Raw genomic sequence first — 26945 nt, 5'->3', positions numbered from 1 at the left:
CCGTCGTCCCACAGGACGACGGCGGCGTGGACGTCGTCCAGGGCCGCCCGCAGCGCGGCCGCCCCGGCGTCGTCGAGGCCGCTCACGGCGGCCGGCAGCGCGGCGCAGGTGCGCACGAGCAGGCCGCCCGCGACGGCGGTCAGCGTGGTGGCGCTGGTGCCGCGGACGTCGCTGTAGCGGGCGGCGCGCACGAGCGCGGGCAGCGCGGCCACCAGGTGGGCGACGTCCAGGTCGAGGGCGGCGCGCTCGTCCAGCGCGCCGACGACCGCGGGCAGCGCCTCGGGCAGGTCGGCCAGCAGGCAGCGCTCCACGAGCGCGGTGAGCTCGGGCAGCGGGGCACCGGCGGCCTCGGAGACCGCCCTGGCGCTCGCCGCGGCCGGCACGGTGGTGCCCCACGGGGAGGCCTCGACGACGGCCACGGCGAGCTCGGGCGCCCAGGCCAGCCGCCACGCCTCGCGGAACGTGCCGGTGCCGCGGACCTGCGAGCGGGCGGGCACCCCCCACTCGACGCCCAGCAGCCGCAGCCGGTGCAGCAGCCGGCTGCGGGCGGCGTCGGTGTCCTTGCGCAGGTCCAGCTCCAGGACCCGCTCGGCGGGCTCCTGCGCCAGCCGCAGCCGCTTCGCGCTCGCGCGCAGGTCGGCGGCCAGCGGGACGGTCGGTGCGCCGTCGGGGACGGTGCCCATCGCCTCGCCGACCACCAGGCGGTCGGTCACCAGGGCCAGCAGGGCCTCCTCGCCGTCGGCCAGCACGGCGCGGGTGGCCTCGGTGACCTCGGCGAGCCCGGCCAGCGGGCGCCCGCGCAGCACGGCGAGGGTCTGCGCCAGCCGCACGGCCTCGATGACGTGGGCGCTGGAGACGGGCAGGTCCTCGGCGCGCAGGACGCCGGCGACCTTCGTCAGCCAGCGCGCGACGGGCTCGTCGCGGGCGGTGAACAGGTGGTGGTACCAGCCCGGGGAGGTGATGCCCGCGCCGTAGCCGGAGGCGTGCGCGAGCCGCGAGTGCGTCCACGGCACCCAGGTCACGGTGGTCCGGCGCTTGGGGAGCCCGCGCAGCAGGCGGGCGTCGGAGGCCGCGGACGGCAGCGCACCGCTCAGCGCCGGTGCGTGCCAGGCTCCGCAGACGACGGCGACCCGGCGGGCCCCGCCCTTGAGGACCTCGCGCAGCACCTGGCGCATGTGCGCCTCGCGCCGGTCCTCCACCAGCTGCTGCGCCGCGGGCAGCGCGGGCGCGGCGGCGCGCAGCGCGGCCATCGCCTCGGTGAGGACGTCGAAGGGGGTGGGGGCCTCCAGGCGGGACTCCACGACGTCCTCCCACCAGCGCTCCGGGTCGTCGTGGCCGCCGGCCGCGGCGAGCGCGGCCAGCGGGTCGCGGCGCACGCCCAGCGGGTCCTCGGCCGCTCCCCCGGCGTCCTCGGCGTCCTCGGCGCGCTGGGCGTCCTCGGCGCGCTGGGCGAGGCTGGTGCCGGAGGGCAGGTCGCAGAAGCGCACCGGGACGCCGTGCGCGTTCGCCCACACCAGCGCCTGCCACTCCGGGGAGAACACCGCGAACGGCCAGAACGCCGCGGTGCCGGGGGCGTCGGTGACGTGGGCGAGCAGCGCGACCGGTGGCACGAGGCCGGGGTCGGCGACGAGGGCGGCCACCGGGTCGGCGTCCGCGGGGCCCTCGACGAGGACGACGTCGGGCCGCAACCGCTCCAGCGCCGCGACCACCGCACGGGCGGAGCCGGGGCCGTGGTGGCGGACGCCGAGGACCTCCACGACGGGAGCCTCGACGGCCCCGCCGCCGGGTCCGGCGGTGCGTCCGGTGGTGCTCGCGCTCACCCGCCGACCTCGCGGCAGGCGCGGTAGAAGGGCGCCCAGTCGCGGCGCTCGCGGACGACGGCCTCGAGGTACTCGGTCCAGACGGCGCGGTCGGCGACGGGGTCCTTGACGACAGCGCCGAGGATGCCGGCGGCGACGTCGTCAGGGCGCAGCCGCCCGTCGCCGAAGTGCGCGGCGAGCGCGATGCCGTGGGTGACGACGGAGATCGCCTCCGCCGGCGACAGGGTGCCCGAGGGGGTCTTCAGGCGGGTGCGCCCGTCGGTGGTCTGCCCCGAGCGCAGCTCGCGGAAGACGGTGACGACGCGGCGGATCTCCTCGGCGGCCGCCGGCACCGGTGGCAGCGCGAGCGCGGTGCCGAGCTGCGCGACGCGGCGGGTGACGATGTCGACCTCCTCGTCCTCGCTGGCCGGCAGCGGCAGGACGACGGTGTTGAAGCGGCGGCGCAGCGCCGAGGACAGCTCGTTGACGCCGCGGTCGCGGTCGTTGGCGGTGGCGATGACGTTGAAGCCCCGGCGGGCCTGCACCTCGATCCCGAGCTCGGGGACGGGCAGCGTCTTCTCCGACAGCACGGTGATGAGCGCGTCCTGCACGTCGGAGGGGATGCGCGTCAGCTCCTCGACGCGGGCGATGCCGGCCTGCTCCATCGCGGTCATGACCGGGGAGGGGACGAGGGCGGCGGCGCTGGGCCCCTCGGCCAGCAGGCGGGCGTAGTTCCAGCCGTAGCGGATCGCCTCCTCCGCGGTGCCGGCGGTGCCCTGCACGAGCAGGGTGGAGCGGCCGCTGACGGCGGCGGCCAGGTGCTCGGAGACCCACGTCTTGGCGGTGCCGGGCGAGCCGAGCAGCAGCAGGGCCCGGTCGGTGGCCAGGGTGGCGACGGCCACCTCCACGAGGCGGCGCGGGCCGACGTACTTGGGGGTGACCACCGTGCCGTCGGGCAGCGTCCCGCCGAGCAGGTAGGTGGTCACGGCCCACGGCGACAGCCGCCACGCCGGCGGGCGGGGGCGGTCGTCGGCGGCGGCGAGGGCGGCCAGCTCGGCGGCGAAGGCCTGCTCGGCGTGCGGGCGCAGCACCTCCTCGCCGGTGCCGGGAGCGGGCGCACCGGTGGTGGCGGGGATGGTCAACGGAGCTCCTCGAGCATCTGGTGGCGCTCGGCCACGGTGTCGGCGACGTCGGTCAGGGCGGGGCGCCACGGGCTGTCGGCGGGCAGGGCGTCGGCGGCGGCGCGGACCGCGCCGGCGGTGGCGGCGGTGGCCGGCAGCGCGTGCCCGGCCCGCTCCAGCAGGCCGTGCGCCACCCACGCGTGCGGGCCGGGAGCCGCGGCCAGCCAGCCGACCACGGCCTCGGCCAGCGGCGGCGGCCACGGCAGCGGGCAGGCCGCGACGGCCACGACGACCCGGTCGGCGCTGCGGGCGTCACCCGTCCCGGCGCGGGCGGTGGCCACGGCGGCGGCGACCCGGTCGGCCACCGGCAGCAGGGCCAGCAGCGGGCCCTCGTGCTCCGCCGCGGCGCCGGCGGCCAGCAGCGCCCGCGCCCAGCGCACGTCGCGGTGCAGGAGGGCGGCCCGCGCCCAGGCGCGGTGCAGGTCCGGGCCCAGGCCGCCGTCGACGGGCAGGGCGGCCAGGCGCTCGGCGCTCTCGCCGAGCGCCTCCTCCCAGGCGGCGGGCGGGGTGAGCGCGACGAGGTGCTGCAGGGCCCAGGCGCCCGGGCCGACACCCGCCGGGGCCGCGCCGGCGCTCACCGCGGGCAGCGCGGCGTCGGCGGGGTCGGGCAGGGTGACGACGAGGGTGCGCCGCAGCCGACGCCGCTCCAGCGCGAGCGCGGCGAGCGCCGCCCGGCGCACCTGCTGCGCCCACGCGGCACCGGGCAGCAGCGCCAGCAGCCGCTCGGCCCTGCGGCGGACGTCCTGGCCGCGGTCGGCGCGGGCGCGTTCGAGCAGCTCCTCGTCCTCGGCGGACAACCCGTCGGCGAGCGCCTCGACGAACGCGGCGCGGTCCTCGGCGCGCTCGGAGCGCCACGGCAGGGCCAGCAGCGCGGCGCGGGCGGCCCCCGGGTCGCGCCGGCGCAGCGCGCGCAGCCAGGCACGGCGCTCGGCGGCGGTGCCGTGCTCCCAGGGCCCACCCGAGGTCTGCTCACCGGGCTCCTGATCACCGGTCGCCCGCTCGGGGGCGGGTCGGTGGGGCTCCAGGGCAGCGCTCCAGTCGGCGCGGTGCCCGGCGAGCCACCAGCCGCGCGCACCCAGCACCGGGGCCAGGGCGGCGGCGACCTCGGGGCGCCGGGCGGCCAGGTCGAGCAGCGCGGGCAGCCGCGCCGGCGGCACGACGAGCCCGGCCTCCCCGGCCAGGTGCAGCCACGTGCGCAGCAGGCCGTCGGCCCTCCCGCCGGCACCGCCGCCGCGAGCGGCCGGGTCCAGCGGGGCCAGCAGCGAGCCGAGGCGCGCGGCGGCCGCCGCCCCGACCCGGCGCTCGGCGGCGGCGGGTGCCGCGGCGAGCGGGGCGCGGCCGGGCAGCGGGGCCCGCCCGGCCCGGCGGTACGCCGTCAGCAGCGCGGCGGCGTCGAGCAGGGCGGTCGGGGCGTCCGCCCGCCCCGTCGCGGCGCGCACGCCGGCGAGCGCGGCGGCGACCGGGGCGGGCAGCGCGGCGAGGTCGGCGGGACGCCGCTCGGTGCCCAGCAGGGCGGCGCCCAGGAGCGCGTCCCAGCCGGGAGCGGCGGGGGGTGCGGCGGGCACGGCGGCGGCGGAGGTGGTCGCGGGAGGGGTGCTCACAGGGCGACCGGCCCGTCCGCGGTCAGGGCGGCGCTCAGCCGCACCCCGTCCGGGGTCCAGTCGCCCGCGACGGCGCAGGGCCGCGCCCCGCCGACCGCCAGCAGGGTCCACACCCCCGCGGGGTCGGCGAGCGGAATGGCGTGCCCGGCGGGGTCCACCAGCGCCCACCCGCGTCCCGCGGGCCCGGCACCCCGGAGCGCGGCGCGCTCGCTCGCGTCCACCGGTGCGGATGGGACCACGTCGGCGAGCACGACGGGCAGCTCGGTCAGCCACGGGTCGGCGGCCACCGCGGCGGCCCAGCGGGCGTGCGCGGCGGCCACCGGCTCGGCGGCGACGGCACCCGGCGGGCCCGGGTCGCCGTGGCGGGCGCCGACGACGGCGCGCAGCGGGTGCGCGCCGGGGTGGAAGTGCAGGTCCGCCTCGACGGCGGTGCCGGGGACGAGGGAGGCGTCCAGCGGCTGCCCGGGCGGGGCGAAGGAGAGGACGAGCGCGGTGCGGCCGGTGCGCTCGCCCGCGAGGTGGGCGCGCCGGGCGACGAGGCGGTCCTCGACGCGGTCGCGCAGGGACACCACGGACCAGCGGTCGCGCACACCGGGCCCGGCGAGGACGTCCGCGGTCCGCGGCGGGGCGCCGACGCGGGAGCGGACGGTGTCGGCCAGCGGCGCCGGCAGGGTCGCGAGGCGGCCGTGGGCGGCGGTGAGCAGGTGCAGCAGGGCGTGCTCCTCCAGCAGGCGCGAGGACCAGCCGGGCCCGGACACCGCGACCCCCGCGAGGCGGCGCACGGCGGAGGCCAGGGCGGTGGCCTGCGCGTCGACCAGGCGGGCGGCGACCGGGTCGGTGCGGGCGTAGCCGGCGTGGTCGGCACCCGCCAGCCCGGTGCGGGCCTGGTCGCGCAACCAGCGCGACAGCTCCTCCACGCCGTCCGCGACGCGGGTGGCGCGCTGCCCGGCGCGGCGGGCGGCGGCGGCCGGGTCGGCGGTCGCCGCGGGGCGAGGGGCGGCGGGGGTGGTCCGCGCGGCCCTGTCCGCGCGCCCCGCCAGCCACGCCTCGGCGTGCGGGGCGGGGGCGGCCGCCTCGGGGACGGCTCCGCCCGACCAGAGCAGCAGCAGGCCCACGGCGTGCTTGCAGGGGAACTTCCGGCTCGGGCAGGAGCACCTGAACGCCGGCCCGGACAGGTCCACGACCGTCTGGTAGGGCGTGCTGCCCGAGCCCCTGCACAGCCCCCAGACCGCGCCCCCGGCCCCGTCGGCGGCGGCGAGGGCCCCGGTCTGCGACCACGGGGCGGGCACGGCGAGCTTGCGCCCGGCGGCCGCGCCGGCGGCGTCGGGGGCCAGCGCGAGCACCTGCTCGGCGCTCCAGCGGTCGATCACGCGTTCGACGCTAGCGACCGCCGCCGACACGGGCCGGGCGCCGCGAGCACGTTCACCCGCCCGGCGGCGGGCTCCCCGGCAGGGGTCCCTGTGGAGTCCCGGCGGGGTCCTCAGCCGGGCGGGCAGCCGGCGGGCAGCGGCGCCGCGGGTGCCGCGGCGGGGGCGCTGAGCGCGTCCTCGGCGAGCAGCTGCTGGTAGCCGTCGCCGAGGCTGACGGCGACGGCCGCGGCGGCCGGGTCCTCGGCGAGCTGCGCGTCCGGGAAGCGCGCGCCGACGGTGACCGCCTGCTGCAGCTGGGCCGGCGGGTAGCTGACGACCGCGGTCACCGGTCCGGCGGGGACGGGGGCGTTGGCGACGTCGGGCACGACGAAGCCGCGGGTGCGCAGCTCGGCGGCCACCGTGGCCGCGAGCCCGCGGCGGTCGGTGCCGTTGAGGACCGCGACGCTCACCTCGGCCGGCGGGAGCAGCTGCGGCGGCGCGGGCGCCTGGCACGAGGGTCCGGAGGCGGCCGCGGGCTCGGGGTCCGAGCCGGGGTCCCAGCGGCCGGTGTAGACCAGCGCCGCACCGCCCCCGACCGCCAGCACGAGCGCCACGATCACGGCGAAGACGGCGCGCTGGCGCCACAGCCTGCTGCGCCGCTGCCCCGACAGCCGGCGGTAGGACTCCTCGTCCAGACCGTCGTCGATCTGCTCGTCGAACTCGTCGGAGGCGGGCAGCACCGCGTCGTCCCGGTCGCCGTCCACCCCGTCGTGCGCATCCCGTCGCCGTGCCACCGGCCCCCCTCGTCCTCCTCGTCGTCCCGGTCAGTCCGGGACCGTCAGGACCCGCGCGTGCAGGACCTGCCGCTGGTGCAGCGCCGCCCGCACCGCGCGGTGCAGCCCGTCCTCGAGGTAGAGCCGCCCGCGCCAGGAGACGACGTGGGCGAACAGGTCCCCGAAGAAGGTCGAGTCCTCGGCCAGCAGGGCGTCGAGGTCCAGCGTGCGCTTGGTGGTCGTGAGCTCGTCGAGGCGCACCTGGCGGGGCGGGACGTCGGCCCACTGGCCGACCGTCTCGTACCCGTGGTCGGGGTACGGGCGCCCGTCGCCGACGGCCTGGAAGATCACGACCACGGAGTCTAGGCGCCCGGGGCCGGGTCGTCCGGGAGACGCGCGAGGCCCGCCCCCGGAACCGGGGACGGGCCTCGCCGCTGCGGAGGATAGGGGATTTGAACCCCTGAGGGCGTTAACCCAACACGCTTTCCAAGCGTGCGCCATAGGCCACTAGGCGAATCCTCCAGTGCTCCCAGCGTAGCGCGCTCCGGCGGGTGCTCCGCACCCGGGGCGCGGCGCGGCGGGCGGTTGGACCCCGGGCCGGGCGTCTCGTACAGTGGCGGCAGACCCCTCGTGCGGCGTCATCCCGCTGAACCCCCCCAGGGCCGGAAGGCAGCAAGGGTAGGTGGGCTCTGGCGGGTGTGCGGGGGGTCCCTCACGTCCGGGCCCGGGAGGCCGCCGAGGTCCTCCCGAGGCCGTCGGCGTTGTCGGCCCGGAGGGTTAGCCTCGACCCCGTGACGACCGCCCTGTACCGCCGCTACCGGCCCGAGACGTTCGCGCAGGTGATCGGCCAGGAGCACGTCACGACCCCGCTGGGGCAGGCGCTGGCCAAGGGCCGCGTCACCCACGCCTACCTCTTCTCCGGTCCGCGCGGCTGCGGCAAGACCACGAGCGCGCGCATCCTGGCCCGCTGCCTGAACTGCGCGCAGGGCCCCACGCCGACGCCCTGCGGGGAGTGCGACTCCTGCCGCGACCTGGCCAACGGCGGCCCGGGCAGCATCGACGTCGTCGAGATCGACGCGGCCAGCCACAACGGCGTCGACGACGCCCGCGACCTGCGCGAGCGGGTGTCCTTCGCGCCCGCCCGCGACCGCTTCAAGGTCTACATCCTCGACGAGGCCCACATGGTCACGGCGGCCGGCTTCAACGCGCTGCTGAAGACGGTGGAGGAGCCGCCGCCGCACGTGAAGTTCGTTTTCGCCACGACGGAGCCGGACAAGGTCCTCACGACGATCCGCTCGCGCACCCACCACTACCCGTTCCGGCTGGTGCCCCCGGCGCAGCTGACGACGTACCTGGCCGAGCTGGCCGAGCGCGAGGGCGTGACCGTCGGCAAGGGCGTGCTGCCGCTGGTCGTGCGCGCCGGCGGCGGTTCGGTGCGCGACAGCCTGTCCGTGCTCGACCAGCTCATCGCCGGCGCCGGCGAGGACGGCGTCACCTACGACGTCGCCGTCTCGCTGCTGGGCTACACGCACGCCTCGCTGCTCGACGACGTCGTGGAGGCCGTCGCCGCCGGCGACGGGGCGACGGTCTTCCGCGCCGTCGAGCGCGTCGTCGACACCGGCCAGGAGCCCCGCCGCTTCGCCGACGACCTGCTGCAGCGGCTGCGCGACCTCGTCATCGTGGCGGCGGTGGGCGACGCCGCCGCGGACGCGCTGGCGGTGCCCGAGGACGCGCTGGGGCGCCTGAAGGCCCAGGCCGCGCACCTGGGGCGCGCGGAGCTGTCCCGCGCCGCCGACGTCGTGGCCGCCGGCCTGGAGCAGATGACGGGCGCCACCTCCCCGCGCCTGCAGCTGGAGCTGCTGTGCGCGCGGCTGCTGCTGCCCGGGGTGGACGCCGACGGCGGGCTGGGCGCGCGGGTCGACCGGCTGGAGCGGCGCGTCGGCGCCGCCGGCGCCCTCGCAGCGCCCGCGCCCGCGCCCCAGCCCGCACCCGTCAGCGCGCCCGAGCCCGTGCACGTCCCCGAGCCCGCGCACGTCCCCGAGCCCGCGCACGTCCCCGAGCCCGCGGGCACCGCCGCGCAGCCGAGCGCACCGGCCGCCGCACCGGCCGCCCGAGAGGTCTCCCGGCCGGCTCCCGAACCGGCTCCCGAACCGGCTCCCGAACCGGCTCCCGGAGCGGTCCCCGAGCCGGTGGCCGCCGCGAGCGCCTCCCCGGCCGCGGCCTCCACCGACGGCTGGCCGGTCGCCCGCACCCCGGGCTCCCCGCCGGCGCAGGCGGCGCCCGCCGCCCCGCCCGCCGGGCCCGACGCCCAGCCGTCCACGGCTGCACCGCCCGCGGCCCCGGCGGCCGGCGGTGACGCCGAGACGGTCCGGCGGCTGTGGACGGACGTGCTCGGCGCGCTGTTCACCCTCAAGCGCACGACGTGGTCGCTGGTCGCCGAGAACGCCACGGTCGCCGACTGCCGCGGCGGCGTCCTCACCCTGCAGTTCAAGACGCCGGGCCTGGCGACGACGTTCGGGCGCGGCAACCACGCCGGGTTCGTCGCCGAGGCGCTGCTGGACGTCAGCGGCATCGAGGCCACGGTCGTGGCCGCCGGCGCCGGCACCGAGACCGCCCGCGGCGGCCGCGGCGCACCCGCCCGCCGCCCGCGCGGCGGCGGCGGGGACTGGTCCGCACCGGCGCGCCCGGCGCCCTCCGCCCAGCCGCCCGCCCAGCCGCCCGCCCAGCAGGCCGCCCAGCAGGCCGCCCAGCAGGCCGTCCGGCCCGCACCCGACCCGGTCTCGCCGCCGCCGGCCGCTCCCCCGGCGGGCCGGGCCGCCGCGGGCGTCGCCACCACCGGCGCGCCCGCCACCACCGGCGCCGGCAACGGCTACTACGACGACGTCCCTCCGCCGGAGGAGCCCATCGAGGACCCGGGCGAGGAGCAGCTGTCCGCGCCGCGGCGCGGCACCCCCGCCCCGGCCCGCGCCGAGGCGCGACCGGCAGCGGCCGCGGCGCGACCGGCCCCGGCCCCGGTGCGGCCCGCTCCCGCCGAGGCGCCGGCCGCCCCGCCGTCGCTGGCCGACGACACCCCCAGCCGGGACGACGAGGACGCCGAGGAGTCGCAGCTCGTGGGGGCGGCCGTCGTGGAGCAGATCCTGGGCGGCAAGGTCATCTCGACCGACGAGCGCTGAGCGGGTGCCCCCGGCAGCCGGCGCGGGCGGCCGCCCGTGCCGGGCGTCGGGTCGTGTCGCCGTCGGCACGTAGGGTTGCTCCGTGTACGAAGGAGTCGTCCAGGACCTGATCGACGAGCTCGGTCGGCTGCCTGGCGTGGGGCCCAAGAGCGCCCAGCGGATCGCGTTCCACCTGCTCGCCGCCGACGCCGTGGACGTCAAGCGGCTCGCCGACGTCCTCACGGAGGTCAAGAGCAAGGTCCGCTTCTGCGAGGTGTGCGGGAACGTGGCGCAGGAGCAGCTGTGCCGGGTCTGCCGCGACCCGCGCCGCGACGCGAGCGTCATCTGCGTCGTGGAGGAGTCCAAGGACGTCGTCGCGATCGAGCGCACCCGCGAGTTCCGCGGCCGCTACCACGTGCTCGGCGGCGCCATCAGCCCCATGGAGGGCATCGGCCCCGACGACCTGCGGATGCGCGAGCTGCTGGCCCGCCTCAGCGACGGCGAGGTCACCGAGACGATCATCGCCACCGACCCCAACCTCGAGGGGGAGGCGACCGCGACGTACCTGGCGCGGCTGCTGAAGCCGATGGGGCTGAAGGTCACCCGCCTCGCCTCCGGCCTGCCGGTCGGCGGTGACCTCGAGTACGCCGACGAGGTGACGCTCGGACGGGCGTTCGCCGGACGGAGGTCCCTGGATGGCTGACGACGCGCTCCCCTCCGCGCGGGCGGGTTCCGCCCCGGCCGAGCCGGTGGGCGACGAGCTCGCGGAGCTCGCCGCGGCCACGGCAGCCGACGCCCGCGTCTACCTGTCGACGATCACCGAGGTCGCGACCGGGCGCATGGACTCCACGGCCCTGTCGCTGCTGCTGCTGGCCGTCAGCCAGGCCCTGGTGGCCGGCGCCCGGCTCGGGGCGGTCGCCGACGTGGTCCCGGCCCGCCGCTACGAACCGGACGCCGGCCCCGACGCCGACGTGGACCCGGTGCGCGCGGGGCTGGCCAACGTCTTCGAGGGCCTGGACGACTACGCCGACGTCGTCGACCCGCTGACCGACGCCACGCTCGTGCGGGGGGCGCTGTCGGACGACCTGGCCGCCGTGGCCGCCGACCTCGAGCACGGCCTGCGCCACCACGAGCGCGGGGAGGTCACCGAGGCGCTGTGGTGGTGGCAGTTCTCCTACCTGTCCTCGTGGGGGCAGCGGGCGAGCGCGGCGCTGCGGGCCGTGCAGTCGCTGCTGGCGCACCTGCGCCTGGACGTGGACGCCGAGACGGTCTCCGACGCGGAGTTCGACGCCCTGCACCCCTGAGGCTGGGCAGATCGCCCAGTCCGCGCCCTCCGCGGTGGGCAGGCGTCGCCGCAGGCCAGGGCGCCGTGGACACGGCCGGGAGCACCCCGGCCGTGTCCGTAGAATCCTGCGTCGTGGCTCTCGTGGTGCAGAAGTACGGCGGTTCCTCGGTCGCTGATGCCGACGGCATCAAGCGCGTCGCGCAGCGGATCGCGGCCACCAAGCGCGCCGGCCACGAGGTCGTCGTCGTGGTCTCCGCGATGGGCGACACCACCGACGAGCTCATCGACCTCGCCGAGCAGGTCAGCCCGATGCCGCCCGCGCGCGAGCTGGACATGCTGCTGACCTCCGGCGAGCGCATCTCGATGGCGGTGCTGGCGATGGCGATCTCCAACCTGGGGCTGGAGGCGCGCTCGTTCACCGGCTCGCAGGCCGGGGTCATCACCGACTCCGCCCACGGCAAGGCCCGCATCATCGACGTCACCCCGGGCCGCATCCGCTCCGCGCTCGACGAGGGCGCCATCGCCATCGTCGCCGGGTTCCAGGGCGTCAGCCAGGACACCAAGGACATCACCACCCTGGGCCGCGGCGGCTCGGACACGACGGCCGTCGCGCTGGCCGCCGCCCTCAAGGCCGACGTCTGCGAGATCTACACCGACGTCGACGGCGTCTTCACCGCCGACCCGCGCATCGTGCCGACGGCCCGCAAGATCAACCGCATCGCCAGCGAGGAGATGCTGGAGATGGCGGCCAGCGGCGCCAAGATCCTGATGCTGCGCTGCGTGGAGTACGCGCGCAACTACGACCTGCCCGTCCACGTGCGCAGCTCGTTCAGCCCGCACGAGGGGACGTGGGTGACCGACTCCCCCGTCCCCGCCACCCTGAGCCAGAACGCCGTGGAGGAACCCGTGGAACAGCCGATCATCTCCGGTGTCGCGCACGACCGCAGCGAGGCCAAGATCACCGTCGTGGGCGTGCCGGACAGCCCCGGCACCGCCGCGGCGATCTTCAAGGCCGTCGCCCAGGCCGAGATCAACATCGACATGATCGTGCAGAACGTGTCGGTGGGCGCCTCCGGGCGCACCGACGTCTCCTTCACGCTGCCCAAGGCCGAAGGCGCCACGGCCACCGCGGCCCTGGAGAAGGTGAAGTCCTCCATCGGCTTCGAGCGCATGGAGTACGACGACCAGATCGGCAAGCTGTCGCTCATCGGCGTCGGGATGCGCTCGCACCCGGGCGTGTCCGCGACGTTCTTCGAGGCCCTGGCCGCGCAGCGCATCAACATGGAGATGATCTCGACCTCGGAGATCCGCATCTCCGTGGTCACCCGCGCCGACCAGCTCGACGACGCCGTGCGCGCCGTGCACACCGCGTTCGGGCTGGACGCCGAAGCCGAAGCCGTGGTCTACGGAGGAACCGGACGATGAGCGAGAACCGCAAGCCCACCCTGGCCGTCGTCGGCGCCACCGGAGCCGTCGGCTCGGTGATGCTCGGCATCCTGTCCGAGCGCCCGGACGTGTGGGGCGAGATCCGCCTCGTGGCCTCCGCCCGCTCGGCCGGCAAGGTCCTGCGGGTGCGCGGCGAGGACGTCGTCGTGCGGGAGCTGACGCCGGAGGTCTTCGACGGCGTGGACGTCGCGATGTTCGACGTCCCCGACGAGGTGTCCGCGCAGTGGGCGCCGATCGCCGCCGAGCGCGGCGCGGTGGCCGTCGACAACTCCGGCGCCTTCCGGATGGACCCCGACGTCCCGCTCGTGGTGCCCGAGGTCAACGGCGGCGCCGCCCGCAACCGCCCCAAGGGCATCATCGCCAACCCCAACTGCACGACGCTGACGATGATGGACGCCCTCGGCGCCCTGCACGAGCGCTGGCAGCTCACCGAGCTCGTCGTCGCCAGCTACCAGGCCGCCTCCGGCGCCGGGCAGCCCGGCGTGGACCGCCTCTACGACGAGCTGGAGGTCGTCGCGGGCGACCGCACCCTGGGCCAGCGCGCCGGGGACACCGCGGCCGCCGTCAGCGCCAAGCTCGGCGACGACTCGCCCTTCCAGACCCACCTCGCCCTCAACGTCATCCCCGTCGCCGGGTCGCTCAAGGACGACGGCTGGACCAGCGAGGAGCTGAAGGTCCGCAACGAGTCCCGCAAGATCCTCGGCATCCCGGACCTGAAGGTGTCCGCGACGTGCGTGCGGGTGCCGGTGCTCACCACGCACTCCCTGGCCGTGCACGCGACGTTCGCGCAGCCGGTGACGGTCGCCGAGGCCACCGCGGCCCTGGAGGCGGCGCCGAGCGTGGAGGTCCGCGACGACCTCGCCGGCGGCGTCTTCCCCACCCCGGCGGGCACCGTGGGCGGCGACCCGACGGTCGTGGGGCGCATCCGGCAGGCGCTGGACTTCCCGAACACCCTCGACCTGTTCGTCTGCGGCGACAACCTGCGCAAGGGCGCGGCGCTGAACACCGCGCAGATCGCCGAGCTGGTGGCCGCCGAGCTCACCGCCTGACGCACCGCTCCGCGCGCGACGGCCCGTCCCCACCGGGGGCGGGCCGTCGGCGTTCCGGCACCGGGACCCGCATCCGCCGCCAGCTGTGATTTTCTATAGAACCCGGTGTGTACCCTGCGGGGGCAGTCACTGTCGACGAGAGGCCCCTCGGCATGCTCCCCACCCTGCTCCCGGCCGCCACGGCGGCCGTGGAGACGACCCGCTCCACACCGTTCCTCATGGTGACGGCGGTGGCGGCGATCGCCGTCCTGCTGGTGCTCATCATCAAGATCAAGCTGCACGCCTTCTACGCCCTCGTCGTCGTCAGCCTGCTGACGGCGATCGCGGCGGGCATCCCGGCGGCGGACCTGGTGAGCACCCTCACCTCCGGGTTCGGCAACACCCTGTCCACCGTCGCGCTGCTCGTCGGCTTCGGCGCGGTCCTCGGGCGCATCGTGGAGACCTCCGGCGGCGCCCGGGTCCTGGCCGACACGCTGCTGGCCCGCTTCGGCGAGAAGCGCGCCCCGCTGGCGCTGTCGGTCGCCTCGCTGTTCTACGGGTTCCCGATCTTCCTCGACGCCGGTTTCGTCGTCATGCTGCCGATCATCTTCACGGTGGCGCGGCGGCTGCGGGGCTCGCTGATGCTCTACGCGATGCCGGCGGCGGGGGCCTTCCTCATGATGCACGCCCTCGTGCCGCCGCACCCCGGCCCCGTCGCGGCCTCCAGCCTGCTCGGCGCCGACGTGGGCCTCGTCCTCGTCGTCGGGCTCCTCGTGGGCCTGCCGACCTGGTACGTGATGGGCTACCGGCTCGCCCTCGTCCTGGCCCGGCGCAGCCCCTTCCTCGCCGTGCCCGAGACCCTCGGCAAGCCCGGCGGCGAGGGCGACCAGCCGCGCCCCTCGTTCGGCGTCATCCTGCTGGTCCTGCTGCTGCCGCTCGTCCTCATCTTCTGCGGCACGGGCTCGAACACGGCGGTGAGCAACTACGGCGTCGACGAGGACAACCCCCTCGTCGTCGTGCTGCAGGTCATCGGGTCGACCCCGGTGGCGCTGCTCATCACGAGCCTGCTGGCGATGCTGCTGCTCGTCGTGCGCCCCAACCGCGGCAAGGTGGGCAGCCGGCTGGAGGACCTCGTCGACGACGCCCTCGCACCGGTCTGCTCGATCATCCTCATCACCGGCGCCGGCGGCATGTTCGGCCGGGTCCTCACCGAGACGGGCATCGGCGGCGCGCTCGCCGACGCGCTGCAGGCGACGGGCATGCCGCTCGTCCTCGCCGGTTTCATCATCGCCATCGCGCTGCGCGTGGCGCAGGGCTCGGCGACGGTCGCCGGCACGACGGCCGCGGGGCTGCTGGCCCCCGCCGTCGCCGCGGACCCCTCGCAGGGCGGTTTCCAGCTGGCCTGCCTCGTGGTGGCCATCACCGCGGGCGCCATCACCTTCTCCCACGTCAACGACTCGGGGTTCTGGCTGGTGGGGCGGTTCCTGCAGCTGGACACCACGACGACGCTGAAGACGTGGAGCGTCATCGCCACCGGCATCGGGTTCATGGCGTTCGCGCTGGTGTGGGTCCTGTACGCGGTCGCCTCCTGAGCGGGGTCCTCCGCTTGCGGGCCGCCGCGCTCGCGGGTCGACTGGGGCCATGTCGATGAGCACCCCGTTCACCCCGCCCACCCAGGACGCCGGCGAGGTCGAGGTCCCCGCCGCCGACCCCGGCACCGGCGCGCCGCCCACCGCCGAGGGCACCGGCCCGCAGGGCGAGGACCAGGCCAGCGCCGACGCCCCCTCGCCCGAGGAGGGCCCGCTGGCCTGAGGCCGCTCCCCGCAGCACCCGCAGCACCCGCCGGCCCCGCGTCGCGGGCCGGGGTCAGCGCTCCTCGAGCTCGCTGCCCCCCGGCACCGACGCGGGGCTGGCGGCTTCCTGGGAGGTGCCGCGCCAGCGGGCGAGGACCCGCATGAGGTGGAAGACGCCGATCGCGGCGGCCGTGCCCAGGGCGATGCCCTCGAAGGTCAGCCCCTCGCGCGGCACCCAGCTGTAGTTGGCGATGCCGACGACGAGCGCGACGGCGGCGGTGGTGAGGTTCACCGGGTCGGAGAAGTCGACCCGGTTCTGCACCCAGATCCGCGCGCCGAGGACGCCGATCATCCCGTAGAGCAGCGTCGCCGCCCCGCCGAGGACACCGGCGGGCACCGACTCCACGACGGCGCTGAACTTCGGCGAGAAGCTCAGCAGCAGCGCCGCGGCCGCGGCCACCCAGTACGCCGCCGTCGAGTACACCTTCGTGGCGGCCATCACGCCGATGTTCTCGGCGTAGGTGGTGGTGCCCGAGCCGCCGCCGGCTCCGGCCAGGGTGGTGGCCAGGCCGTCGGCCAGCAGCGCCCGCCCGGTGAGCGGGTCCAGGTCGCGGCCGGTCATGGCGGCCACCGACTTCACGTGCCCGACGTTCTCGGCGACGAGGACGAACACCACGGGCAGGAACAGCCCCAGCACGCCCGCGTCGAAGCTCGGCGCGGTGAACGAGGGCAGCCCGACCCAGGCGGCCTCGCGGGCCCCGGACAGGTCGACCTCCCCGCGCAGCAGCGCGCAGGCGTAGCCGACGAGCACGCCCACGAGGATCGCCAGCCGCCCGAGCATCCCGCGGAAGAGCACCGTCGCCAGGACGATTGCGCCCAGGGTGACCAGCGCCGTGACGGGCGCCGCCCGGAAGCCCGAGCAGGAGCCGTCCGGGGTGCAGCTGCCCCACGCGGCCGGGGCCAGGTTCAGGCCGATGAGGGCGACGATCGTGCCGGTGACCACCGGCGGCATGAGCGCGTCGATCCAGCGCGAGCCGGCCAGGTGCACGACGAGCCCGACGAGCGCGAGCAGCACCCCGGTGACCAGGATCCCGCCCGCCGCACCGGCCTGGCCGCCGCTCGCGCTCGCCGCCCCGATGGGCGCGATGAAGGCGAAGGAGGAGCCGAGGTAGCTGGGCAGCCGGTTGCGGGTGAGCAGCAGGAACAGCGCGGTGCCGACGGCGGAGAAGAACAGCGTCGTGGAGGCCGGGAAGCCCGTGATGGCCGGCACGAGGATCGTCGAGCCGAACATCGCCACCACGTGCTGCAGCCCGATGCCGATCGTGCGCGGCCAGCTCAGCCGCTCGTCGGGGGCGACCACCGCCCCGGGCCGCACCTGCCTGCCGTCCCCGTGCAACCGCCACGTCGTCCCCGCCACCGGGTCTCCTCTCGCCTGCGCCGGCGTCCGCCGACCGGGCGAAGACTAGGGCGCACCGCGGCCCCGCCTGGCACGCTGCGCCCGTGCACCGCTTCCCGCGGTGGCTGCCCGCGGCCGCCGTCCTCCTCGCCACCCTCGTCCAGCTCGTCGTCGCCGCCACCGCCCGCGACCTGCCGCAGTTCGCGGGCAAGGGGTTCACCGCGCGGCTGGTCTGCTACCCGCTGCTCATGCTGTGCGCGCCGGCGCTGTGGTGGCTGGCGGCGCGCGCCGGCCGCACGCGCGGGCGCGCGGTGCCGTGGACGGGGCTGACGCTGGTGATGGCCCCGTTCCTCGTCGACGTCAGCGGCAACACCCTGGGCCTGTACGACGCGGTGGTGTGGTGGGACGACGTCAACCACTTCACCAACTGGTGCCTGCTGACGCTGGGGCTCGGCCTGGTGCTGGACGTCGCGGCGCTGCGGCCGCGGTGGGCGCGCGCGGCGGCGGTCGTGGGCGGCGGCGCGCTGCTGGCCCTGCTGTGGGAGGTCGGCGAGTGGTGGACGTTCATCCGCCACGGCACCGAGCTGGCCACCGCCTACGAGGACACCCTCGGCGACATGGTCCTGGGCACCACCGGCTCGGCGGTGGCGCTGGTGCTGCCGGCCCTGGCCGGACCCGCGCTGCGGCGGGTGCGGCGGGCGCGGGAGCCGCGCCTCAGCGCGGTCCGCCCAGCCTCCGGTACGCCAGGTAGCCGATGAGGGCGAGCACGAGGACGATCAGCAGGGGCTTCACCCGGCCGCGGTAGGCGGCCGCCGCGGGCTGCGCCCAGGATGGCCGGGTGAGCGGTGCACCCCCGGACCCCGTGGACGTCGTCGTGCTCGGCCAGGTCGGCCGCGACCTCGTGCTCGCCGTCGGCGACCTGCCCAGTCCCGGCGGCTCCGCCCCGGCGCGGCACCGCTGGGAGGGGCTGGGCGGCAAGGGCGCCAACCAGGCCGTCGCCGCCGCGCAGCTGGGCGCCCGCCCGGCGCTGGTGGGGGTCGTCGGCGCGGACGCGGCCGGGGCGGACGCGCTCGCGCAGGCGCGCGCGGACGGGATCGACGTCTCGGCCGTCGTGGAGCGGGCGGGTGCGCGCACGGCGCTGCTGCTGGACCTCGTGGCCGCCGGGGGCGAGCGCCGGCTCGTGGAGGACGTGCCGGAGCAGGTGCTGCTGCGCCCGGCGGACGTGCGGGCCGCCGCGCCGCTGCTGGCGGCCGCCGACGTGGTGCTGCTGCAGCTGCAGCAGCCCGCGGACGCCCTGGCCGCGGCCCTGGAGCTCGTGCCCGCCGGCGCCCTCGTCGTGGCCGACGGGGCGGTGCGGGACGCGGCGCTGCGCCCGGCGCTGCTGCGGCGCGCGGACGTGCTGCGCGCCGACGACGCCGAGGCCGAGCAGCTGGTGGGCCGGCCGCTGCCCGACCCGGACGCCGTCGCGGCGGCCGCCCGCGAGCTGCGCGCCGCCGGCCCGCGGGTGGTCGTGGCCGGCGCCGGCGCGCACGGGCAGGTCGTCGCCACCGCCGGCGGCTGCGAGGTGGTGCCGCTCGTCGACGTCGAGCGGACCGACCCCACCGGGGCCGGGGACGCCTTCACCGCGACCCTGGCCCTGGCGCTGCACCGCAGGGAGCCGGTGGCCGCGGCCGCCCGGCTGGCCACGGCGGCCGCGGCGCTGACCGTGCAGCGCCTCGGCGGGCGCCCGCAGCTGTCCCGGGCCGGCGTGGCGGAGCTGGCGGCGCGCCTCAGCGGTTGAGCAGCGACCTCCAGTTCCCCGGCACCCGCCCGCGCGGGCCGGGGGCGGGCTGGTCGGCGGGGTGGGCCAGCGGCGGCGCGAGCTCGGGCCCGGAGGCGTAGGTGACGTCCTCGGCGAAGTCGTAGAACCAGGTCTCCCCCGGCTCGAAGCTGCGCACGACGCGGTGGCCGGTGTCGTCGGCGTGCGCGCGGGCGTGCTGGTTCGGCGAGGAGTCGCAGCAGCCGACGTGCCCGCAGCCGGCGCAGCGGCGCAGGTGGAACCACCAGCCCTGCGGCTGGGCGCTCTCGCAGTCCGCGCAGCCGTCGCCGCTGGGCGCGGCGGCGACGTCGATCTGCTCGGCGGTCTCGTCGCTGTTCACGGGGTGCTCTCCTCCGGTTCGGCGGGTGGTGCGGCGGACGGTGCAGCGGGTGCTGCTGCGGGTGGTGCGACGGCGCCGGGGTCCTCCGGCAGCCACACCCGGAACACGGTGCTCCCGGGCTCGCTCGTCACCGACAGCCGGCCGTGGTGGCGCTGCACGACGACGCGCCAGGCGATGTCCAGGCCCAGCCCGGTGCCCTGCCCGACGTCCTTGGTGGTGACGAACGGCTCGAAGACGCGCGGCAGCACCTCGGGCGCGATGCCCGGGCCGTCGTCGGCGACCTCCACGACCACGGCGCGGTCGTGCTCGTCGGGGCGCACCCGCACGGTCACGGTGCCCGCCCGCCCCGGCACGCCCGCGAGGGCGTCCAGGGCGTTGTCGAGCAGGTTGGTCCACACCTGGGTCAGCTCACCGGCGTGGCCGAGGACCTGCGGGACGTCGGCGTAGTCGCGCACGAGGTGCGTCTCGCCGGCCGCGCGGCCGGCTCCCGCGCCGAGCATGTCGATGCTGGCGTCGAGCAGCTCGCGCACGTCGAGCCAGCGGGTGGGGGCCCGGTCCAGCTGCGCGTAGCCGCCCGCGGAGGCCAGCAGCTCGCTGATGCGGGTGCTGGCGGTGGCGGCCTCGGCGATCAGGCCGTCGACGGCGGTGCTGCGCGCCAGCCACGGCACGGCGTGCGCGGCGGGCAGCCCGTCCAGCGCTGCGGCGGCGGCGCTCAGCTGCCCCGGCCCGACGCCGCGGTCGGCGAGGGTGGCGGCCAGGTCGTCGGCGTCCTCGTCGGTGACGCCGAGGTCCTCGATGCGCTCCAGCAGCGCGTCCTCGGCGTCGGCGCGGGCCAGCGCGTCCAGGACCACCGGCCCCGGGGCGGGGGCCAGGTGGGCGCGGGCCGCGACGAGCCGCTCGCCGCCGGGCACCAGCCGCAGCAGCGCGCCCGTCAGCTCGTCGACCTGCGCGCGCAGCTGCGCGAGGGTGCGGGCGAGGGCGGCGGCGGGGTTGCCCAGCTCGTGGGTGAGCCCGGCGGTCAGCGAGCCGAGGGCGAGCAGGCGCTCGCGGGCGCCGGCCAGCTCCTGGGCCTCGGTGAGCCCCAGGCGCAGGCCCTCCAGCAGGTGCACCGCCATGGGGAACCACTCGCGCACGACCGCGCCGAACGTCGCGGCGGGGATGCGCAGGAAGCGGGAGGGTTCCAGCACCCGCAGCGAGGAGGTGTAGGCGTCCGGCGCCCCGTCGCCGAGGTAGGCCTCCCAGGCGCCGGCGTAGACGCCGCGCTGGCGGGTGCGGCCGATCTCCAGGTCGTCGCCGCCGACGCGGTGGTGCAGCGCGACGGCCCCCTCCAGCAGCACGAAGAACCACCGCGGGGCCTCGCCCTCGCGGTACAGCCAGCCGGGTGCGGCGGCGACGACCTCCCCGACGTCGGCGATGCAGCGCAGCTGCTCCTCGTCGAGGCGCTCGAAGAGGAACAGCGTGCGCAGCTCCTGCGGGTCCAGCCGCTCGGGGCCGGAGCGGGCGGCGACCGGCCCGCCCGCCTCGACGGCGGTCACGAGCGCGCCAGGTAGCGGTGGACGAGCATGACGGCCATCGCGCCCTCGCCGACGGCGGAGGCGACGCGCTTGACCGAGTCGGCGCGCGCGTCCCCGGCCACGAACACCCCCGGCAGCGAGGTCTCCAGGTGGTAGGGGTCGCGCTCCAGCGGCCAGCCCGCGGGCCGCTCGCCGTCGACGAGCAGGTCGGGGCCGGCCAGGACGAACCCCTTGGGATCGCGCGCCACGACGCCGTCGAGCCAGTCGGTGCGCGGCAGGGCGCCGATGAAGACGAAGACGTGCTGGGCCTCGACCTCGCGCTCGTGGCCGGTGCGCTTGTCCAGCAGGCGCAGCCGCTCCAGGTGCCCGTCGCCGGCGGCGCCGGTGACCTCGGTGCAGGTGAGGACGCGGATGTTCGGGCGGGCGGCGATCTGCTCGACGAGGTAGCTGGACATCGACGCCTCGATGCTCGGCCCGCGCACGAGCATCGTCACGCTGCGCGCGGAGCGGGCCAGGTTCACCGCGGACTGCCCGGCGGAGTTCGCGGCGCCCACGACGAAGACGTCCTCGTCGGCGCAGGCGTTGACCTCCGACAGCGCGGCGCCGTAGTAGACGCCGCGGCCGGTGAACTCCTCCAGCCCCGGCCCGCGCAGCGTGCGGTAGGAGACGCCGGTGGCCAGCAGGACGGTGTGCGCGGCCACGCTGCTGCCGTCGGCGAAGCGCAGCACGCGGGCGTTGCCGCAGGCCTCCAGCCGCGTCACGCTGCGCGCCGACAGCGCCTCGGCGCCGAACTTGGCCACCTGCCGGCGGGCGCGGTCGGCCAGCTGCGCCCCGGAGAGCCCGTCGGGGAAGCCCAGGTAGTTCTCGATGCGCGAGCTCTGCCCGGCCTGCCCGCCGGTGGCGCGCTCCTCGACGAGGACGGTGCGCAGCCCCTCGGAGGCGCCGTAGACGGCGGCGCCCAGCCCGGCGGGGCCGCCGCCGACGATGGCGAGGTCGTAGAACTCCTGCTGCGGTCGCGTCGAGAGCCCGACGGCGTCGGCGAGCGCGGTGTCGTCGGGGTCGACGAGGACGCGCGGGTGCCCGCCGGAGCCCTCCGGGTCGCGGTCCGGGGCGAGCACCACGGGCAGGCGCACCGGGCCCTCGGCACGCCCGTCGGCGTCGGCGGGCACCACGCCCGCGGCCTGCAGCAGCCGCCCCGCCTCGGGCTGCTCCACGAGCAGCCAGCGGTAGGGGACCTCGTTGCGCGCCAGGAAGTCCCGCACCGCGAACGAGCGCGCCGACCAGCGGTCGCCGATGACGACGGCCACGTCGCCGGGGCGGGCCGGTTCGGGCCGCCAGGACTCCAGCAGCGCGTCCAGCACCGGGTAGAGCTTCTCCTCCGGCGGGTTCCAGGGCTTGAGCAGGTAGTGGTCGAGGTCGGCGTCGTTGATGGCGCGGATCGCCGCGGAGGTGTCGGCGTAGGCGGTGAGCAGGACGCGGCGGGCGGAGGGGAAGAGGTCCATCGCCTCCTCCAGCAGCTCCACCCCGTCCATCTGCGGCATCCGGTAGTCGGCGAGCACGGCCGCCACCGGTTCGCCGCGCAGCTTCACCTCGCGCAGCGCGGCCACCGCGTCGGCACCCGACTCGGCCCGCAGGACCCGGTGGGTGCGCCCGTAGCGGCGGCGCAGGTCGCGGGCCACGGCGCGCGAGACGGCCGGGTCGTCGTCGACGGTCAGCAGCACCGGGCGCGGTGCGGAGCCGGCGGGCGTCTCGGTCATGCCCGCAAGCTCGCAGCCGGGGCTGCCGGGGTCAAGGGCCGCCGGGGCGGTGCAGTCACCTGACGGATGGGCCCCCGCGGGCGCGCCGGGCCGCGAGCACCGACGTGGTCACCGCCAGCGCGACGAGCAGCAGCCACAGCGGTCCGGTCACCCGCCAGGCGCCGGGCAGGACGCTGAGCACGACGAGCGCGACCTGCACCGCCCCCAGCCCGGCGGCGGGCACGTGGCGGCCCAGGTAGGCGTGGCCGAGCCCCGGCCACAGCAGCGAGAGCGCCGCCGCCACGAGCGCGGAGCCCGCACCGGGCCCCCGGTGCACCTGCAGCACGCCCCCGTGCCCGGTGGGCCGCTCCTGCTCGACCGTCATCGCATCCCCCTCGTCGCCCGATCGGCGCCCCCCGGCACCGAGGAGGAGTCTGCCCCCACCCGGCGTGGTCCCGCGCGGCGTCGGAGGAGTCCGGGTGCCTCGGCGGGTCCCCCGGCGGGGCCCGACCGCGCTCAGCCGCGGCGCGCCCGCGCGCAGTGCGTGCGGTAGGGCAGGGCGACCTCCTCGTGCCCGCGCAGCGCCGGGTGGTGCTCCAGCAGGTCGGCGACCGCGGCGAGCAGCTGCGCGCGCTCGTCGTCGGGCAGCACGATGACGTAGCTGCGGGAGGCGATCAGGTCCAGGACCCCGGCGCGGTCGGTGCGGTGGACGTGGGCGGTCTCGAAGTGCTCGACGGGGCCGAAGAGTGCGGCGAGGTCGGTGGGCCGGTGCACCTCCTGCTCCCGGCCCAGCTGGGCCAGCGACCACAGCTGCCTCACCCAGTCGGCGGAGTCGTCGCGCACGTTCCACACCAGCCCCAGCGTCCCGCCGGGGCGCAGCACCCGCGCCACCTCCGGCACGGCCCGCTGCGGGTCGACCCAGTGCCAGGCCTGCGCGACGACGACGGCGTCGACGCAGGCGTCCGGCAACCCGGTCGCCTCCGCGCTGCCCTCGTGCGCCTCGACGCCGGGCAGGGCCGCGCGCAGCTGCGCGAGCATCCGCGTGGACGGCTCCACGGCCACCGCGTCGAGGCCGCGCGCCACCAGGGAGGCGGTGAACTTGCCCGTCCCGGCGCCGAGGTCGAGCACGCGCCGCGCGGGCGCCGGGACGAGGAAGTCCACGGCGTCGTCGGGGTAGCCGGGCCGGGCGCGGGCGTACTGCGCGGCGGCGGAGCCGAAGGAGCGGGCGTGCGCGGCGGTGTCCACGCCCCCATCCTGGCCGCCGCCGGAGCGGGGGCCGTGCGCGGACGGGAGGGACCCCGGGGGAATCCCGTCGAGGCGGGGCGCGGGCGTCGGGGAGGATGGGGGGCGTGAGCGCAACCCTCGTCGCCAAGGACCTCGGCGCGGCCCACGGGACGAGGACGCTGTTCTCCGGCCTCGACCTCGTGGTCGCCCCCGGGGACGTCGTCGGCCTGGTGGGCGCCAACGGCGCCGGGAAGTCGACGCTGCTGCGGCTGCTGGCCGGGCTGGAGCGCCCGGAGGCCGGGACGGTGACGCTGTCCCCGCCGACCGCGACGGTCGGCTACCTGCCGCAGGAGCCCGAGCGCCGCCCCGGGGAGAGCGTGGCCGCCCACCTGGGCCGGCGCACCGGCGTGGACGCCGCCCAGCGGGAGATGGACGAGGCGGCCGTCGCGCTGGGCGAGGGCGCACCGGGCGCCGACGACCGCTACGCGCTGGCGCTGGAGCGCTGGCTCGCCCTGGGCGGCGCCGACCTGGAGGAGCGGCGCGGCGAGGTCCTCGCCGACCTGGGCCTGTCGGTCGACGTGGAGCTGGCGATGACGGCGCTGTCGGGCGGGCAGGCCGCGCGCGTCGGGCTGGCCGCGCTGCTGCTCTCGCGCTACGACGTCCTCCTGCTCGACGAGCCCACCAACGACCTCGACCTGGACGGCCTGGCGCGCCTGGAGCGCTTCGTCGGCGAGCTGCGCTCACCCGCCGTCGTGGTCAGCCACGACCGGGAGTTCCTGGCCCGCACCGTCGACCGCGTCGTCGAGCTGGACCTGGCCCAGCAGCTGGTGCGCGTCGTCGGCGGCGGCTACGAGGCGTTCCTGGCCGAGCGGGAGGTGCAGCGCCGGCACGCCCGGGAGGCCTACGACGAGTACGCCGACACCCGCTCCGGGCTGGAGGCGCGGGCGCGGATGCAGCGTGGCTGGATGGCCAAGGGCGTGCGCAACGCCGTCCGCAAGGGCGAGCCGGACAAGAACATCCGCGCCAAGATGCGCGAGGGCAGCGAGAAGCAGGCCGCCAAGGCGCGCCAGACCGACCGCATGATCGAGCGGCTGGAGGTCGTGGAGGAGCCCCGCAAGGAGTGGAAGCTGCAGATGAGCATCGCGGCCGCCCCGCGCTCGGGCTCGGTCGTGGCGACGCTGCGCGGGGCGCTCGTGCACCGCGGCGCCTTCACCCTGGGGCCGGTGGACCTGCAGGTCGACGCGGGCGACCGGATCGCCGTCACCGGTCCCAACGGAGCCGGCAAGACGACGCTGCTGGACCTGCTGCTGGGCCGGCTGGTCCCCGACGCCGGCACGGCGGCGCTGGGCTCCGGGGTCGAGGTCGGCGAGGTGGACCAGGCGCGCGGGCTCTTCCTCGGCGAGCAGCCGCTGGTCCGCGCCTTCGGCGACGCCGTCCCCGAGTGGCCCGACGCGGAGGTCCGCACGCTGCTGGCCAAGTTCGGCCTGGGCGCCGCCCACGTCGGGCGCCCGGCGGCGAGCCTGTCCCCCGGGGAGCGCACCCGCGCGGCGCTGGCGCTGCTGCAGGCGCGCGGGGTGAACCTGCTGTTCCTCGACGAGCCCACCAACCACCTCGACCTGCCGGCCATCGAGCAGCTCGAGGAGGCGCTCGCGGGCTACCCGGGCACGCTGCTGCTCGTCAGCCACGACCGCCGGCTGCTGGAGGCCGTGACGACGACGCGGCGGCTGGTGGTGGAGGCGGGCGCCGTGCGCGAGCTCTAGGCGCCAGGTGACGTTCGGGTTGCGGATCGCCCGGCGCGGCGGGTAGCGGTTGACGCCGCACCTGCGAAGCGCTTCCCTGCCCGGATGCCATCCGCAGCCCTCCACGCCCTCGGGTCGTCCACCACCGTGGAACCCGACAGCGGGGCGCTCGCCACCATCGAGTCGAGCGTCGACAGCGTCTTCTCCGGGGTCGCCGACGCCCTCAGCAGCGTCGTCTTCTACTCGGTGAGCATCGGCGGGGCGACCTTCCCGCTCATCGTCGGCTGGCTCGTCCTGGCCGGCCTGGTCTTCACCGCGTACTTCGGCGTCATCCAGGTCCGCGGGCTCAAGGTCGCCGTGGAGACCATCCGCGGCCGGTTCAGCCGGGACGACGACCCCGGCGAGGTCAGCCACTTCCAGGCGCTGACGAGCGCGGTCTCCGGCACGGTCGGCCTGGGCAACATCGCCGGCGTGGCCGTCGCCGTCACCATCGGCGGCCCCGGCGCCACCTTCTGGATGATCGTCGCCGGCCTGCTGGGCATGTGCACGAAGTTCGTCGAGTGCACCCTGGGCGTGAGGTACCGCGAGGTCCACGACGACGGCACCGTCACCGGCGGGCCGTTCCGCTACCTCAAGGTGGCCTTCGGCAAGCTGAAGGTGACCTGGGTCGGCACCGTCCTGACCGCGATCTTCGCCGTGGCGATCTTCTTCTTCGGCGTGGCCGGCGGCAACATGTTCCAGGCCAACCAGACCTTCGCGCAGGTGCGCAACGTCACCGGCGGCGACGACGGCCCCCTGGGCAGCGACGGCGCGGCCCTCGTCTTCGGCATCGTCCTGGCGGTCCTGGTGGGCGCGGTCATCCTGGGCGGCATCTCCTCCATCGGCCGGGTCACCTCCAAGCTGGTGCCCGCCATGGCGATCCTGTACATCACCGCCTGCCTCGTGGTGATCCTGGGCAACGTCGGCCGGGTCCCGGACGCCGTCGGCGCGATCCTCAGCGGCGCCTTCGACCCCGAGGGGGTGGCCGGCGGCGTGCTGGGCGCGCTCATCGTCGGCTTCCAGCGCGCGGCCTTCTCCAACGAGGCCGGCATCGGCTCCGCCGCCATCGCGCACTCCGCGGTCAAGACCCGCCGGCCCGTCTCCGAGGGCTTCGTCGCCCTGCTGGAGCCGTTCGTCGACACCGTGGTCATCTGCACCATGACGGCCCTGACGATCGTCATCGCCAGCCCGCAGAGCTGGCTGGACGCCCGCGCGGAGGTCGCGGAGACCGGCAGCACCAGCGCCGACGGCGTGGTGCTCACCTCCGACGCCTTCGAGAGCGTCGTCTCCTGGTTCCCGATCGTGCTGGCCATCGCCGTGGCGCTCTTCGCGTTCTCCACGCTCATCACCTGGAGCTACTACTCGGAGAAGGCGTGGGCGCACTTCCTGGGCCGCTCCAGGGCCAGCGTGCTGACCTTCCGGATCGTCTACTGCCTGTTCACCGTCGTCGGCTCCGTCCTCACCTTCAGCTCCGTGCTGACGCTGGCGGACGCGATGCTCTTCGTCTGCGCCCTGGTCAACATCATCGGCCTGTACGTGCTGGCGCCGGTGGTCAAGGAGGAGCTGCGCAGCTACCTCGCCGACCGCCGCAGCGGCAAGCTGAGCCGCGACGCGGCGCAGGCCCCGGCGGCCTGACACCCCCCGGCACCCCCGACCCCTCGACCCCCTCCCGACCGGCCCCGGCGCGCACCCCCGCGGGGCGCCCGGCGGCGAAGTCGTCCTCGACGACCCACTGGCGGAACGGCTCGGTGA

The 26945-nt window shown here is 77.0% G+C and carries 23 protein-coding genes, 1 tRNA gene and 1 other RNA gene; 12 read left to right on the top strand and 13 right to left on the bottom strand.

Features of this window, described 5'->3' with window-relative positions; all coding sequences use genetic code 11:
• The 7 genes from ACRYM2_RS16795 to ACRYM2_RS16765 form a co-directional block, all read right to left on the bottom strand.
• Positions 1–1820 (bottom strand): DUF5682 family protein (locus tag ACRYM2_RS16795; protein WP_432523579.1); only part of this gene is annotated, 1820 nt, incomplete at its 3' end.
• Positions 1817–2935, bottom strand: coding sequence for an ATP-binding protein (locus ACRYM2_RS16790; RefSeq protein ID WP_432523580.1), 1119 nt, complete (start codon positions 2933–2935; stop codon positions 1817–1819). The genes ACRYM2_RS16795 and ACRYM2_RS16790, both read right to left, overlap by 4 nt.
• Positions 2936–2937: 2 nt before the next feature.
• Positions 2938–4581, bottom strand: a complete 1644-nt coding sequence (locus tag ACRYM2_RS16785) for a DUF5691 domain-containing protein (RefSeq protein ID WP_432523578.1) — start codon at positions 4579–4581, stop codon at positions 2938–2940.
• Positions 4578–5951, bottom strand: a complete 1374-nt coding sequence (locus ACRYM2_RS16780; protein WP_432523577.1) for an SWIM zinc finger family protein — start codon at positions 5949–5951, stop codon at positions 4578–4580. Before ACRYM2_RS16780 ends, ACRYM2_RS16785 begins: the two co-directional genes overlap by 4 nt.
• Positions 5952–6061: 110 nt before the next feature.
• The gene (locus ACRYM2_RS16775) at positions 6062–6724 is read right to left on the bottom strand and encodes a LytR C-terminal domain-containing protein (protein ID WP_432523576.1); all 663 of its coding nucleotides are present in this window, start codon (positions 6722–6724) and stop codon (positions 6062–6064) included.
• A gap of 30 nt (positions 6725–6754) precedes the next feature.
• A complete protein-coding gene (locus tag ACRYM2_RS16770; RefSeq protein WP_338075207.1) occupies positions 6755–7054 on the bottom strand; it encodes a type II toxin-antitoxin system VapB family antitoxin in 300 nt (99 codons plus the stop codon).
• A gap of 86 nt (positions 7055–7140) precedes the next feature.
• Positions 7141–7225: transfer RNA gene (locus ACRYM2_RS16765), tRNA-Ser, on the bottom strand.
• Positions 7226–7322: 97 nt separating this feature from the next.
• Here ACRYM2_RS16765 and ffs point away from each other — a divergent pair.
• The 8 genes from ffs (at position 7323) to ACRYM2_RS16725 (ending at position 15426) form a co-directional block, all read left to right on the top strand.
• Positions 7323–7419: signal recognition particle sRNA small type (gene ffs, locus ACRYM2_RS16760), an RNA gene on the top strand.
• A gap of 75 nt (positions 7420–7494) precedes the next feature.
• Positions 7495–9876, top strand: a complete 2382-nt coding sequence (locus ACRYM2_RS16755) for a DNA polymerase III subunit gamma and tau (protein WP_432523575.1) — start codon at positions 7495–7497, stop codon at positions 9874–9876.
• Between the two features lie 82 nt (positions 9877–9958).
• Complete coding sequence (gene recR / locus ACRYM2_RS16750) at positions 9959–10558, top strand: recombination mediator RecR (protein WP_432523574.1); 600 nt, start codon at positions 9959–9961, stop codon at positions 10556–10558.
• Positions 10551–11159 (top strand): DUF5063 domain-containing protein, encoded by a 609-nt coding sequence (locus tag ACRYM2_RS16745; protein WP_432523573.1) that lies wholly within the window; start codon positions 10551–10553, stop codon positions 11157–11159. The genes recR and ACRYM2_RS16745 overlap by 8 nt, the downstream gene beginning before the upstream one ends.
• A 113-nt stretch (positions 11160–11272) precedes the next feature.
• Positions 11273–12565, top strand: coding sequence for an aspartate kinase (locus tag ACRYM2_RS16740; protein WP_432523572.1), 1293 nt, complete (start codon positions 11273–11275; stop codon positions 12563–12565).
• Positions 12562–13635 carry an aspartate-semialdehyde dehydrogenase gene (locus tag ACRYM2_RS16735; protein WP_432523571.1) on the top strand — a complete coding sequence of 358 codons (1074 nt, stop codon included), beginning with the start codon at positions 12562–12564 and terminating at the stop codon, positions 13633–13635. Before ACRYM2_RS16740 ends, ACRYM2_RS16735 begins: the two co-directional genes overlap by 4 nt.
• Before the next feature lie 152 nt (positions 13636–13787).
• Positions 13788–15206: a GntP family permease gene (locus ACRYM2_RS16730; RefSeq protein WP_432523570.1), complete on the top strand. Its 1419-nt coding sequence runs from the start codon at positions 13788–13790 to the stop codon at positions 15204–15206.
• A 49-nt stretch (positions 15207–15255) separates the two neighbouring features.
• Positions 15256–15426: a hypothetical protein gene (locus ACRYM2_RS16725; RefSeq protein WP_432523569.1), complete on the top strand. Its 171-nt coding sequence runs from the start codon at positions 15256–15258 to the stop codon at positions 15424–15426.
• A gap of 54 nt (positions 15427–15480) precedes the next feature.
• On the opposite strand, the gene ACRYM2_RS16720 is transcribed toward ACRYM2_RS16725, so the two are convergent.
• Positions 15481–16824 (bottom strand): uracil-xanthine permease family protein, encoded by a 1344-nt coding sequence (locus tag ACRYM2_RS16720; RefSeq protein WP_432523568.1) that lies wholly within the window; start codon positions 16822–16824, stop codon positions 15481–15483.
• An 83-nt stretch (positions 16825–16907) separates the two neighbouring features.
• On the opposite strand from ACRYM2_RS16720, the gene ACRYM2_RS16715 reads away from it, so the two are divergent.
• Together ACRYM2_RS16715 and ACRYM2_RS16710 are read left to right on the top strand one after the other, a co-directional pair.
• Positions 16908–17561: a DUF2238 domain-containing protein gene (locus ACRYM2_RS16715; protein WP_432523567.1), complete on the top strand. Its 654-nt coding sequence runs from the start codon at positions 16908–16910 to the stop codon at positions 17559–17561.
• Positions 17562–17641: 80 nt separating this feature from the next.
• Entirely contained in the window at positions 17642–18583 is a 942-nt protein-coding gene (locus ACRYM2_RS16710; RefSeq protein WP_432523566.1) for a PfkB family carbohydrate kinase, read from the top strand.
• Here ACRYM2_RS16710 and ACRYM2_RS16705 read toward each other — a convergent pair.
• The 5 genes from ACRYM2_RS16705 to ACRYM2_RS16685 all read right to left on the bottom strand — a co-directional run bounded on the left by ACRYM2_RS16705 (position 18573) and on the right by ACRYM2_RS16685 (position 23436).
• Positions 18573–18941, bottom strand: coding sequence for a UBP-type zinc finger domain-containing protein (locus tag ACRYM2_RS16705; RefSeq protein ID WP_432523565.1), 369 nt, complete (start codon positions 18939–18941; stop codon positions 18573–18575). The two genes, ACRYM2_RS16710 and ACRYM2_RS16705, sit on opposite strands and share 11 nt — an antisense overlap.
• On the bottom strand, positions 18938–20476 hold the full coding sequence (locus tag ACRYM2_RS16700; protein WP_432523564.1) for an ATP-binding protein: 1539 nt from the start codon (positions 20474–20476) through the stop codon (positions 18938–18940). The genes ACRYM2_RS16705 and ACRYM2_RS16700 overlap by 4 nt, the downstream gene beginning before the upstream one ends.
• On the bottom strand, positions 20473–22212 hold the full coding sequence (locus ACRYM2_RS16695) for an NAD(P)/FAD-dependent oxidoreductase (RefSeq protein WP_432523563.1): 1740 nt from the start codon (positions 22210–22212) through the stop codon (positions 20473–20475). The genes ACRYM2_RS16700 and ACRYM2_RS16695 overlap by 4 nt, the downstream gene beginning before the upstream one ends.
• Positions 22213–22267: 55 nt before the next feature.
• The gene (locus ACRYM2_RS16690) at positions 22268–22576 is read right to left on the bottom strand and encodes a hypothetical protein (RefSeq protein ID WP_432523562.1); all 309 of its coding nucleotides are present in this window, start codon (positions 22574–22576) and stop codon (positions 22268–22270) included.
• Between the two features lie 131 nt (positions 22577–22707).
• Positions 22708–23436, bottom strand: a complete 729-nt coding sequence (locus ACRYM2_RS16685; RefSeq protein ID WP_432523561.1) for a class I SAM-dependent methyltransferase — start codon at positions 23434–23436, stop codon at positions 22708–22710.
• Positions 23437–23540: 104 nt separating this feature from the next.
• On the opposite strand from ACRYM2_RS16685, the gene ACRYM2_RS16680 reads away from it, so the two are divergent.
• Both ACRYM2_RS16680 and ACRYM2_RS16675 read left to right on the top strand, forming a co-directional pair.
• Complete coding sequence (locus tag ACRYM2_RS16680) at positions 23541–25175, top strand: ABC-F family ATP-binding cassette domain-containing protein (protein ID WP_432523560.1); 1635 nt, start codon at positions 23541–23543, stop codon at positions 25173–25175.
• Positions 25176–25259: 84 nt separating this feature from the next.
• On the top strand, positions 25260–26828 hold the full coding sequence (locus ACRYM2_RS16675) for an alanine/glycine:cation symporter family protein (protein WP_432523559.1): 1569 nt from the start codon (positions 25260–25262) through the stop codon (positions 26826–26828).
• The last annotated feature ends 117 nt before the right edge of the window (positions 26829–26945 follow it).

The organism is Kineococcus aridisoli (genome assembly GCF_050871885.1).
GTDB lineage: Bacteria > Actinomycetota > Actinomycetes > Actinomycetales > Kineococcaceae > Kineococcus.
This window is presented reverse-complemented; position numbering and strand designations above follow the sequence as displayed.